At 70.0% G+C, this 12,307-nt stretch carries 10 protein-coding genes; 2 read left to right on the top strand and 8 right to left on the bottom strand.

Going from position 1 to position 12,307, the window contains the following annotated elements:
• Window positions 1-388, top strand: a 388-nt coding sequence (locus VHU88_08305) for a hypothetical protein (GenBank protein ID HEX3611671.1), incomplete at its 5' end; no start/stop codon positions are given.
• Between the two features lie 146 nt (window positions 389-534).
• Here the strand turns inward: VHU88_08305 and VHU88_08310 are convergent.
• Genes VHU88_08310 through VHU88_08330 form a run of 5 tightly spaced genes read right to left on the bottom strand, consistent with a single transcriptional unit; the run spans window position 535 to window position 9,680 of the window.
• Window positions 535-4,224, bottom strand: a complete 3,690-nt coding sequence (locus VHU88_08310) for an ATP-binding cassette domain-containing protein (GenBank protein HEX3611672.1) — start codon at window positions 4,222-4,224, stop codon at window positions 535-537.
• On the bottom strand, window positions 4,221-5,945 hold the full coding sequence (locus tag VHU88_08315; protein HEX3611673.1) for a hypothetical protein: 1,725 nt from the start codon (window positions 5,943-5,945) through the stop codon (window positions 4,221-4,223). Before VHU88_08315 ends, VHU88_08310 begins: the two co-directional genes overlap by 4 nt.
• A gap of 47 nt (window positions 5,946-5,992) precedes the next feature.
• On the bottom strand, window positions 5,993-7,408 hold the full coding sequence (locus VHU88_08320) for a hypothetical protein (protein HEX3611674.1): 1,416 nt from the start codon (window positions 7,406-7,408) through the stop codon (window positions 5,993-5,995).
• Complete coding sequence (locus tag VHU88_08325) at window positions 7,405-8,910, bottom strand: AarF/UbiB family protein (protein ID HEX3611675.1); 1,506 nt, start codon at window positions 8,908-8,910, stop codon at window positions 7,405-7,407. Before VHU88_08325 ends, VHU88_08320 begins: the two co-directional genes overlap by 4 nt.
• Window positions 8,907-9,680: a TetR/AcrR family transcriptional regulator gene (locus tag VHU88_08330; protein ID HEX3611676.1), complete on the bottom strand. Its 774-nt coding sequence runs from the start codon at window positions 9,678-9,680 to the stop codon at window positions 8,907-8,909. The genes VHU88_08325 and VHU88_08330 overlap by 4 nt, the downstream gene beginning before the upstream one ends.
• Before the next feature lie 239 nt (window positions 9,681-9,919).
• Between VHU88_08330 and VHU88_08335 the strand changes: the two genes are divergently transcribed.
• The gene (locus VHU88_08335) at window positions 9,920-10,399 is read left to right on the top strand and encodes a hypothetical protein (GenBank protein ID HEX3611677.1); all 480 of its coding nucleotides are present in this window, start codon (window positions 9,920-9,922) and stop codon (window positions 10,397-10,399) included.
• 15 nt (window positions 10,400-10,414) lie between these two features.
• Here the strand turns inward: VHU88_08335 and VHU88_08340 are convergent, their stop codons facing one another.
• The 3 genes from VHU88_08340 to VHU88_08350 all read right to left on the bottom strand — a co-directional run.
• On the bottom strand, window positions 10,415-11,335 hold the full coding sequence (locus tag VHU88_08340) for a magnesium transporter CorA family protein (GenBank protein HEX3611678.1): 921 nt from the start codon (window positions 11,333-11,335) through the stop codon (window positions 10,415-10,417).
• A gap of 244 nt (window positions 11,336-11,579) precedes the next feature.
• Window positions 11,580-11,753, bottom strand: a complete 174-nt coding sequence (locus VHU88_08345) for a Rieske 2Fe-2S domain-containing protein (protein HEX3611679.1) — start codon at window positions 11,751-11,753, stop codon at window positions 11,580-11,582.
• 127 nt (window positions 11,754-11,880) lie between these two features.
• On the bottom strand, window positions 11,881-12,307 hold a 427-nt coding region (locus VHU88_08350; GenBank protein ID HEX3611680.1), incomplete at its 5' end, for an acetate uptake transporter.

Raw genomic sequence — 12,307 nt, forward strand, 5'->3', positions numbered from 1 at the left:
CGTCGGGCAGCAGGACCTGCAGGAAACCGTCATCAACAACGTCGTGGAGTACAACGTCAAGATCGACCTCGCCGGCAACGCCGCCGAGGAGAAATTGGGCCAGAGCTCATCTGTGGTAATTACGACCGCGGAGAAGGACAACGTCCTCCAGGTTCCGAACAACGCCATCCGCGCGGTCGGCAACCAGGCCGTCGTCACCGTGAAGCGCGGTAAGGATTACGTCACGGTGCCGGTGACCCCCGGCCTGGTCGGCGACACCAGTACCGAGGTGACCTCACCAGCACTGAAGCCCGGCGACATCGTCGTACTGCCCACCGCGGGCGCCAAGGGCGGCCGGCTGAACCTGCCCGGACGCGGCAAGAGCTCCACCAAGGGCTCCCTGTCGTAGCAACGGCAGGCACACCCACCCAGTCCGGTCCCGGTCCCCCTCCCCATGGGAGCCGGGACGGCCCCAGCCGACACGGCGCGGGGCCGTGGGGTGCGGCGATGGACCGCCCCCATCGCCGCGCCCCGGCGACCTTGGGCCGAGCCGGCTCAGACCCGGACGCCGGAGCGGTGGATGCTCGTCTGCTCGGTGCCCAGGTACGAGCTGATCACGTCGCTGTGCTCCAGCACCTCGACCGGCCGGCCGGTGGCGATCACCCGCCCGGCCTGCAGCGCGACCATGGTGTCGCACAGCGCGGCCAGCAACGCCATGTCATGCTCGACGACGACCATCGCGCAGCCGAGCTCCGCCTGCACCCGGCGCAACACCGGGACCAGGGCCTCGGCCTCGCGTTGGGCCAGCCCGGCCGAGGGTTCGTCGAGCAGCACCACGTCCGGCGCCTGAGCCAGGACGCAGCCCAACTCGACGATGCGGCGGGTGCCGGTGGAGAGTTCGGCGGTCCGGTGGTCGCGGTAACGGACCAGGCCCAGGCTGCTCAGCAGTTCCTCGACGCGGGCGGCGACGGCGTCCTGGACGTCGAACGCAGCGGGCAACCACAACGCCACCGCCAGTGGGTCGCGATTGGCCAGGTGCCGGTCCAGGGCGACGGCCAGGGTCTCGGCCACGGTCAGGGCCGGGAACAGGCGGGCGTCCTGGAACGAGCGGCCGAGGCCGGCCCAGGCCCGACCGGCGGGCGGAGCGTCGCTGATGTCGGCCCCGCCGAGCGTGATGCTCCCGGCGTCCGCGGTGAGGAATCCCGACAGCAGGTCCAGCACAGTGGTCTTCCCGGCGCCGTTGTGACCGATCAACCCGACGATGCTCCCGGCCGGCACGACCAGATCGACGTCGTCGACGACGGTGATCCCGCCGAAGCGCTTGGTCAGCCCGCGGGCCTCGAGGACCGTGGGCGCGTCGATCGCTGCACGCACGACCGGTTCCCCCGGCGCGACACCGGCTGCAGCCCCGAGGAATACCGCGCGGAGGATGTCCGGCCGATCCAGCAACTCGGCAGTGGCGCCGGCGAAGCGGACCTGGCCCTTCTCCAGGAACACCGCGCGTTCGGCCAGCAGCAGCGCGACGTTGACCGACTGCTCGACCACCACGACGGTCACGCCGTCGGCGTTGATGGCGCGGACGACCTCGACCAGGCGGGCCACCACCGCGGGCGCGAGGCCGAGGGACAACTCGTCGATGCACAGCACCTGCGGGCGGACCGCCAACGCCATGGCCAGCGACAGCATCTGTTGCTCGCCACCGGACAGGTCGCCGGCCCGGGTGTCCAATCGGGCGGCCAGCGGCGGGAAGAGCTCCAGCGCCTGCCGGCGGGCTTGGGTCACAGCCGTCGCGTCGTGACGCACGAGCCAGGTCGCCAGCCGCAGGTTCTCGGTGACGGTCAAGGTGGGGAAGATCCCGCGCCCGCCGGGCATCAACGCCAGGCCGGCAGCGGCGATCCGTTCCGGCGCCACGTCGTCCAGCGAACGTCCCGCAAGCCAGGCCTCGCCGGCCGTCCGGGGCAGCAACCCGCACAGCGCACGCAGCAGCGAGGACTTGCCGGCGCCGTTGGTGCCGAGCAACGCGACGATCTCGCCCGGAGCAACGTCGAGGTCGACGCCGAACAGCACCTGGTTGGCCCCGTAACGCGCCTCGACGCCCCGGCACCCCAGCGCCAATCCCTCGACCTGTGCCGGCGTGTCGGGTTCTCCGACGTCGTCGACGGCCCGGCGTGCCGTCACCAGTGGCGTCGAGGGGGCGACGCTGTCCGGGTCCCACTCGATGCGGTGCAGGCGCGCGATGCGCAGCGCGAACCGGTCGCGCAGCGAGGCGCCGGCACCGGCCATCCCGGCGGGCAGCAGCAGGAGCACGAGCAGGACTCCGGCACCGGTCGCGACGAGTTGCAGCTGCGGCAGCCAGTAGATCAGCAGGTAGAGCGACGTCGTTGCCGCCAGCGCTCCACCGACCGAGCTCACGCCGCCGATCACCACGGTGGTGAACGCGAACAGCGACAGCGAGGTGTTGTAGGTGTGCAGGCCGACCGCGCCCAATGCACTGGCGTGGATCGCCCCGGCCATCCCGGCCAGCACGCCGCAGACGACGAAAGCCGTCAGTTTCGAGCGGATCCCGTCGACGCCGGCGGCCGCGGCCGCGCGCGGGTTGTCCCGCACCGCGATCATCGTGCGCCGGGTCCGCCCACGGGACAGGTTTCGCGCCACCACGACGGCCAACGCCAGCAGCGCGAGCCCGACCAGATAGAGCACCCGCTCGGATCGCATGTCCCACCGGTTGAACAGCACCGGCCGGTCGAAAGCGCCGGGCACCAGCGCGGGGAAGTTGGTCGGGTTGAGGAAGAACGTGTCGACCGCGACCGCGAACGTCAGCGTGGTGACTGCGAGCAATTGTCCGTCGACGCGCAGCGCGGGGATCGCCAGCACCACGGCCACCACGGCACCGGCCGCTCCCCCGGCCACCATCGCGACGAAGAAGTCGACGTTCCACTTCGCGATGAGGTCGCCGGCCACGGTCGCGCCTGCGCCCAGGATCGCGATCTGACCCAGGCTCACTGTTCCGGCCCACCCGGTCAGCACGACCAGCGATACGGTCACCACCGCGTAGCAGGAAGCCACCGTCGCGACGTTGAGCTGGCTGGGAGATCCCAGCAACGCCAGGCCGAGCAGGCCGGCGCCGGCCGCGATCCACAACGTGGCGCCCGCCAACCGGATCTCCGGGAGGGCGCGCACCGCCGCGGGCAGGGCCCGCACCGAACCGAGGTTCACCCAGGTGCCCTCGGCCCCGGCAGCCTCCGCACGCCCGCGGTCCGGGCGCCGGGCCAGCAGCACGACGCCGAGCACAGCGAGCAGAACCACCGAGGTCAGCGACTGTTTGCTGCTGTTCCAGCGGACCAGTTGGTCGAGCACGCCGAGCGCGACGCCGGCCCCGAACGCCCGCGGCAACGACCGCAGCCCGGCCACCACTGCCGCGGCTAACGCGGGCAGCATCACCTGCGGGCCGGAGGACGCGATCGACAGGTTCAGACCGTCGGACGGCGCGCGCAGCGTGACGGTCAGCGCGGCCAGCCCACCGGCAACGGTCCAGACCAACAGGGAAAGGCGGTGTGCCGGGATTCCCAGCAGGCGAGCACGTTCGCCGTTCTCCGCGATACCGCGGATCGCCACACCGGCGTCGGTGCGCATCAGGAACCAGGTCAGCCCGCCCAGCACGAACGGGACCACCGCCGCCAGCAGCAGGTCGTCTCCGGAGATCAGCAACGGGTTCACGTGCAGCCGCAGACGGGTCAGCGGGGTACGGAACGCCCCGACCAGCACGGGTCCGCCGAGCATCTTGGGCGCGACGGCCTGACCCGCAGCGAACAGTTGGGCGAGGCCGATCGTGGCCACGGTGACCACCAGTCGCGGCGAGTGCTCCAACCGGCGCAGCACGACGCGTTCCACCACGGCACCGCCCAGCAGACCGAGCCCGAGGCCGGGCAGGATCGCGATCAGCCAGGGCACGCCGCGACCCAGGTGCAGGCCGATCGCCAACGCCGCGCCGAGCCCGCCGATGCCGGCCAGCGCGAAGTTCACGATGCGGTGGCTGCGGTAGGTCAGCACCAGACCGACGGCCAGCAGCCCGTTGCCGGTGCCGATCAGAGCGCCGAGCAGGACCACACCCAGCGGCACGCGACCGGGCGCGACCTGGCTCGCGATCAGCAGGGCGCCCACCGCGCCGAACACCGCAGCGGTCGGGCCGGTCGGCAAGCGGCGCAGGAGCTCGGTACCTGACGGGGCGTCACCCCGGCGGGTCATCGCTTTTCCTCGGGTGCGGTGGACGCGTGTGCGGGGATCTGCAGTTGCTGCGGCGCGGCCGGGCCGACCGGCCACGAGCCCGGCTTGTAACGCTGGTTCGTCGACGCGTAACGGCCGGGGGCGTTGTTGAACGCCGAGATCTGGTTGGGATCCCACCAGATCTCGCGGGCGTCGCGGTACGGGCTGTACTGACCCTTCGGGTAACCCCACGTGCCCGCCGGTCCGGTGCCGCCGGGATAGGCGCGCATGCCCGCGGCGAAGGTCTGCGGGGTCAGGTCGGGTCCGGCCATCTGGATGCCGGTGGCGACCAGGTACATGAAGTAGTACAGCAGGTCGGCACCGAAGATCGGCTCGTGGTTCGGGTCGACGGATTTCGCTGCGGCGTAGGCATAACTGGCGCCCTGCGGCTGCTGTTCGCCGAGCATGCTCAACCCGAAGGCGTGCTTCCACTGCGAGGCGTCGTAGAACTGCCCCACCACGTCCAGGTCGGTCAATGCGGTGCCGGTGACCACCCACTCCGGGTAGTAGTTCTGCTGGCTCATCCGGGAGGTGAGCAGCAGCGGCAGCAGCGGGTCGGTGGCCAGCACGACGGTGGTGATGCCGTCCTGCTTCAGCTTCGCGGCGAGGTTGTTGGCCTGGTCGGACAGCGTGGCCAGGTCGAGCGTGTAGTTGTAGCGCTGGGCCTTGTTGCCCGCGGCGTTGATGATCTTCTCGCCGGCATCCACACACTGCTGGTACTCGGGATTGTCCGGTGCGATCAGCCCGATCTTGCGGGGCTTACCGGCGATTCCCGGGCCTGCGTGGTCGGCCGGGTGCCCGAACACCCGCTTGTTCAGGTACTCCGCGATGGTCTCGGACAGCGAGGTGCAGTCCGGGAACGGACTCCAGCTGTAGGGCTGATGGGCGGCGAACCACTGCCGCGACATGTACGGCGCGCCGATCGCCACCACGCCCTGCCGGGCGAGCGCATCGTTGTACGGCTGGGTGAACGCGCTGACGTCGGCGAAGACCTTGAGTTCCTGGGCGGCCTTGATCGCGTCGGCCTGGGCCGCCTCCTGCCCGGCACCGACGATCTCGTTGATGACCGAGCCCTTGCCCTTCCACTCGACCATCTCGATCTTTCGACCGTAGGTCTGGAAGTTGCGCTCGAAATAGGTGATGTAGTCCTGGATGGTGCGCCGCACGTCAGCCTCGGTCGGCGTGGGGATCGAGTCGGCCTTGTCGCCGGCCAGTTGCCGGATCACGCTCTCGTAGTCGCTGATGTTCTCGATCGGCATGCGGAAGGAGATCTTGATGGTGTCCTTGGTGACGCCGCGACTGGTCGCGCCACCGTTGTCCTTGCCTTTCGGCCAGGCGATGCACGGCGGGGAGTAGGGGTCGCCGACGACCTGGACGGTTCGGTCGGCGCACGGACCGGCCGGGCTGCCCGGCGCCCCCGGTGCGGCCGCGCCCGGTCGCGCCGCGCTCGCGGCGACCGGTTTGCCCGCCGCCGCCGCGCCATGGGCCCGTGCCGCCTGCGCGGCCGCCGTGGTGGTGGCTGCGGCAGGGCTGCCGGCGTCGCTGCTCTGCGCGGCCTCGACGAGCTCCTGGCGGGCGATTGTCGGCACCAGGGTGACGATCAGCAGGAATGCCACTGCCAAGGCCAGCAGCGGCCCGTAGCCGCCGAACAGGCGGCGCGGTGTTCCGCCCAGAGTTCGGGTTCGACGAGGCGATCGCTTCATCGCGCAGACCTCCGATTTTACGGTGCGGGGTGGGAACTGACGCAAGCTCAGGTGAATCGAGCCCGGATGCGGTCGGCGGCGGCCAGCAGCGCGATCAGGCACACCAACAGCCAGGCGGCGAGCTTTCCGTGGGTGGTCGTGCAGCCTCCGCCGGCATGGGTGGAGCGGCACGACAGCGCCGTGGGCGCCAGCGCCACCGGCCGGGCCGCCGGCTGGGTCGCGACCGGCACGGCCCCCTCGGGCACGACGGCGGTCGGGGCTGCACCGGCGACCGGCTGTGCCACCGGCGAGGCGGCCGCGGGAAGCGGTGACGTGCCGGTCGGATGGATGAGACCGAAGCCGGACGCGAACGGGTCGGCGTAGGCCGTGCCGTCCGTGCCCGCCCGAGCACCGCCTAGGTCGAGATCGACCGCGCCGTCGTCGCCGAGCGCCAGCGAGACCAGGTCGACCAACAGGTAACCGAAGCCGACCGCCTTCGCCAGGCCACAGTCCGGGTTCATCTGGAACGGCTTCACGAGGGTCAACAGCTGAGTCCGCAACGGTTGGATCGCAACCAGCGTCGCGCCCAACGCCGCGCGGACCGCCGGGGTGGCCGCCACCGACAACCGCAGCGGGCTGACGGCCAGCGCGGTGGCGCTACGGGTCACCGCGGGCAGGTTCAACGACAGGCCGGTCGAGGCCAGCGCGGTGTTGGCCGCGTCCATCGCCGCCTGCAGTTGCATCGGATCCCCGGTGGGCAGCGGCTGTCCCCCGACGCTGACCGAGGCGACCGAGAACCCGGCCGTCGCCTGGGACTGCGCGCCGCTGCGGTGATCGGCCGTCCAGTTCAGCCCGCCCAGCCGGACCAGCCCACCGGCCAACGAGAGCTCGGAGAGCGCACTGGCGGCGTCCGATTGCCGTTGGGACCCGGGAACGAGCTTCGCCGCCGAGGAGGCCGTGCCGCCGACGAGGTGGATCAGACCGGGCAGGTCGAAGCTCATTCCGTCGACGGCAGCGGTCGCGGAGGAGTCCGGGGCGGCGGCGCCGTACTGGGTCCCGAACTGCAGCGGCGTCCCAGCTCCCACCGACGCGGTGCGCTTCTCGCTTGCGCCATCGCCGGAGGAGACCACGACCCGGGACGGGACAGAACCCGGCGGGAGCATCGTGCCCGGTGAGTACCCGCATGCCAACGGGGTCTTCGACATCGTGTCCAACAGCCCGAGGTCCACGCCGGCCGCCTCGGCGTTGCCTTGCATACCGGCGAAGTGGCTGCGGGCCACTCCGAGCCCGACGCCGATGGCCGCGCCGGAGGAACGCAGTTCGATCCGGGCCACCCCTGCCGAGGCAGTCCCGGTGCCGGGCACGAACGTGTTCTGCGCCGCGACCGGCGCGGCAACCACGGCGCTGAGCCCGACGACGGCAACCAAGGCGGAGCCACGGATCATGCCGCGGCGCGCTCGGGGAGCTCGATGCAATCCGGTCATGCCGGTGCCTCTCCAGGCGATTGCACGATGGCGCCGAGCAGGATCGTGGTGAGCTCCCGCGGGTACTTGCCGGTCATGTGCGCCAGCAGCGCCTCTAGTTCGCGCAGCATGTTCGCCTCCGGGGCGAGCGCCGCGGCGAAGCCGTTGAGGTAGAGCAGGTTGCGGGAGAAGAGCACGAGTTCCTTGGGCGCCTTGAAGCCGAACTTCAACAGCGACGCGAGCACCGCCCGCATCTGACGGGTGATCAGAGTCAGATCGAGGGTGTCGAAGGACGCGTCGGTGAACTCGGTGACCAGCGACTGGTACTTGTTCAGTTCGGCGATCGCGGCCTCGAGGTCGACGCCGGCCGGCAACGCGCCCATCTCGGCGGCGGCCAGGATCTGACCGCGCGAGTCCTGTCGCATGGAGGCGACCAGCAGCCGCACCAGCAGGGCACGCTCGCGAGCGTCGATGCGCCCGCAGACGCCGTAGTCGACCAACGAGATCGTCCCCGATTCGGTGATCAGCACGTTGCCGGAGTGCAGGTCGCCGTGGAAGACGCCGTAGATCAAGGCGTGCTCGAGCACCCCGGCCGCGGCCAGCCGCAGCAGGGCCGCACCGTCGACCGAGTCGCCGTATCGTTCCCGCGCCGCGGTGTACGGGACGCCGGGGACCCGCTCCATCACCAGCACCTCGGCGGTGACCAGGCCAGGGATCGGCTGCGGCACCCGAACGAATCCGGTGCCCGCGTCCTCGCCGGCCACCGCGATGTGGATCATGTTCAGGGCCTCGAGGCGGAAGTCGAGTTCGGCCAGCACCAACTCGGCGGCCAGCGGCAGGACCTCCTTCCCGTTGCTCATCCGGGCCGAGGCACTCACCCGCTCGGCGCCGGCGGCGAGCACGGACATCACGCGGAAGTCGGAGCCGAACCGCTTGCGCAACCCCGGCCGCTGCACCTTGACGACCACCTCGGTGCCGTCGAGCAGGACGGCCTCGTGCACCTGCGCGATGCTGGCCGCGGCCCGCGGCACCGGGTCGAACGAGCGGAACACCGCGCCGATCGGACGTCCCAGCGAAGCCTGCACGGCGCGCTCCGCCGCACCGGACGGCATCGCCGGAACCTCGTCGCGGCACCAGGCGAACGCGGCGACCCACTCGTCGGGCAACAAGCCGTTGGCCGTGGCGATCGACTGACCGACCTTCACATAAGCTGGACCGCCGGCGGCGACCAACTGCTGGGCCCGCCGCACCCCGGCCGAGGACCGGCCGCGACCGGCGTCGAACAGGCCGAGCACGGCGAAGAAGCAGAATCGCAGGAAGGTGCGCAGCACGGCGAGGATCGTCGGCCCGCTCAGCTGCGGCCGGGCCAGCGACTGCGCCTGCCGCCGGATCCGCGGCACCGTGCGCTCGGCGTGCACGCGCAGGCTCGCCAGTTCCTCGGCCAGCCCGTCGCGAGCCTTCATCCAGGCGGACCCCTTGGCCAGCTCGTCCAGGTCCGGCAACGGCGGCGGCACGGCAGTCACGAGCGCTTTCCCTTCGGCGGGGCCTGCGGATGCAGTTCGGGACTGTCGACGACGGCCTGCGCGGCCTCGATCACCGCGGGCAGCGCGGAAAGCACGGCGGCGACGTTGATGCGCTCCACGCCGCTGGAGGACAGGCCGCCCCAGACGAACTTCGCCAGGTAGTCGACGAAGTCCGAGCGGCTCATCGAACGCCGGATCAGCCACCACTCGGTGGCCGAGAGCACAAAGCCCACGATGCCGAACGCCCACGGCTCGGCCGCCCCGGAGTCCACGCCCGCGCCGCGCATCACCGAACCGATGACCATCGAGAGGTTGTTGCCCGCGGCCATCGCCATCGGCAGTTCGCTCAGCCCGGCCGCCGGAAGTTCCCGGACGCCGCGCAGCACCCAACCGTAGATCTGCGGCTCCTGCTCGACGAACGCGACGAACACGTCGAAGGCCTTGGCCAGGAGCTCCTCGGGCTCGCCGCCGGAGAGCACCGCGAGCAACGCGTCGGCCGCGACGTTCTGCACGAGCTCGCCGACGACGGCGGCGGTCAGCCCGAGACGGTCGGTGAAGTGGTCGTAGAGGACCGGCTTGCTCATCCCGGCGCCGGCGGCGAGTTCGGCCAACGTGGCCTCGGGACCGATGCGCCGGATCGCGTCGATGATCGCCTCGAGGTACTCGCCGCGGCGCACCGATCGGCCCGCCGTCGACCCGACCGGACGGCCGGGCCGCCGCCGCGGCGGTTCCGCCCGCGGCGGCGGCGTGGCGGTCGGGTTGATCCCCACGTCGATCTCCCCTTCCGGCCTGGCGAACCCGGTCTCCCCGCCTCTGGACGGCGAGGGCAACCGAGATGCACAATAACCCGATGCTGAGTAGGTTTGTAACCCTCCCGCGAGACATTTTTCGGACATCTCGATGTGTCGCAGGCCTGGCACTGAGTGTCGGCACAGCGGTGGCCGGCGAGGTAATCCGACTCGTGGTAGGAAGGGCTACGCCCACATCGTGTCGGAGGCTCGGAGGAGACATGGGGCACGAGTTCTTGTCCGCGGACTGGATCGACTCGGTCCGTGCGGTCCGCGACGAGTACGCCGGGCAACTGCCCGAGGTGCCCATCCCGGAGCTTCGGATCAATCTCGAGGTGACCGAGGCCCCGGAGACCGTCGCGCACGACGGTGTGATTCACGCGCACGCCGACTCCGGCCCGCAGGGGCTCACACTCGAGGTCGGCGCGCTGCCCGATCCGGACCTGACCGTGACGCTCGACTACCCGACGGCCTACGACCTGCTGGTCACGCAGAAGCCCAACGCCGCCCTGGGCGCGTTCCTGACCGGACGGATCCGCTTCGTCGGCGACCTGGACCGGCTCTCCCGCACCACCGGGTTCGACCCGGCCGCGTTGCCGCAGATGCTGGCCAGCCTGGGCATCACCGGCAGCTCAACGCTGGCCGACATCGACCCGGTCGCCGCCGAGATCGGCAACCGGATCCGCGAGCTCACCGCCTGAGGCCTGGCTCCCCCGTCAGAGCCAGCCCCGCTTCTTGTAGATGGCCAGCTGAACGGTCGTGCAGACGACCATGAGCGCCCAACTGTAGGCGTAGCCGTAGTGCCACTTCAGTTCGGGGATCAGGGTGAAGTTCTGCCCGTAGAGGCCGACGATGAAAGTGGGGATCAGGATCGTCGAGGTGATCACGGTGAACTTCTTCATAACTTCGTTCTGATCGTTGGCGACCTTGGCCTGATGGAAGTCCCGGGCCGAGGCGATCAGGTCTCGGGCCAGTTCCAGACCGTCGGTCGAGCGCAAGAGCTTGTCGTACGCCGCGGCGTAGTTCAGCTGGACCTCATGGGTGAAGACCTCGGCGGCGTCGGTGAGCCCGATGCGTCCGTCGACGACCTGGCGGACCGCGTCGCGCAGCGGTGCGAGCACCCGGCGGACGTGCAGGAGGTCGTGGCGCAGGTCGGAGATCCGGGTGCGGACGCGCTCCGCCGACCACTCGTCGATGGCGTCCTCGAGCTCGTCGATCTCGTCGTTCAGCGCGTCGATCAGATCGAGAAAGCGCTCAGCGACGTCGTCCATCAGGTGGTAGAGCACCATGCCGACGCCCTCGCGCGCCTGGCACGAGGCAATCGCCAGGGCAGGCTCATAAGGCGGACGGCCGCCCACCGGGGTCTTGCGGATGGTGATCAGCCGGTGCGCGGTCAGCACCAGATCGACTTCCTGGTAGTACACGAGGTCCTCGTGCGGGACGTCTACCGCGATAAGGATCACGCCGTAGACGTAGTCCCCGTGGGACTCGAACTTCGGCCGCGGATCGTCGTCGTGCGCCGGTGAGACGCACAGCCGTTCCAGCACCTGGTCGTGCACCTCGACCGGTAGGCAGTTCTCGACCTGTTCCCGCGTCGGGTCCAACAGGTCGATCCACAAATCATTTGCGACAGTCATGTCGCCGCACCCTCCTGACGAATCCGGAACCAGCCGTGCCGCGGACATTTCACCATCCGCGCAAGCATGCATGCCCCGGATCCACTCGCGGCACTGCATCGCGGAGAAGCTCAGGTGTCGAGCGCGGCCGTCTCAGTCGACGGTGACGACCACCGCGCCGTCGACGACCCGGGTCGGGAGGGTGGTGAGCACACCTCGAATCGGGAGTTGTGCCAGGCGCACTGCACGACGCCGTCGGACTACTTCAACCCGCCGGGACCTTCGTCAGGGAGAAGCCCAGGTGCGGACATTTGTTCGCGGCTACGCAGACGCTCTCGCCGCGGCGCGCCACGATCACCGACCTGCCGTCGGCATCGGCGGCCACGAGCCCGCCGTCCGGGAAGTCGGCGAGCGAACCGATGGTGATGTCACGGGACATGGTGTTTCTCGATTCCGGGGCCGAGGTTGCGTGCGGATCATTGTCGACCCCCGGAAATGCCGCGCACCACCCACGCAGCTTTTCGCTGCGCAGGTGGTGCGATGAGCTAGGGCGTAACGCCGGCTGCTCAGGCCTGACGCATCAGCGGAATCGGCTTGCCCACCGGCAGAATCGGTTTTGGAGCCATGTTGTTGATGACTCCTGCGGCGGATGTGTACCAGGCGCACGCGGCCGTGACCACGCCGATGACACCGCCGGTCTTGATCGTGTCGGCGTTGTTGTTGAAGAAACCGATGAACAGGACGATCTCGGTTATCTCCAACGTGAGGAACACCATGAACACCGCCGTGTTGACCTGCGTGCTCCACAACAACATGTAGCTGTTGAAGATCGCGAAGGCGAGCAGGATCCAGCCGAGGTCGTCGTGAATCTGTGCCTCGTTCTTCGCCTTGCCGGCGACGAGCTCCACGTACAGGCCCAGGCCGATCCAGAATCCGCCGTAGGTCGAGAACGCGGTCGCGCCGAAGATGTTGCGGTTGCGGAACTCCCACATG

The sequence above is a fragment of the Sporichthyaceae bacterium genome, assembly GCA_036269075.1.
GTDB lineage: Bacteria > Actinomycetota > Actinomycetes > Sporichthyales > Sporichthyaceae > DASQPJ01.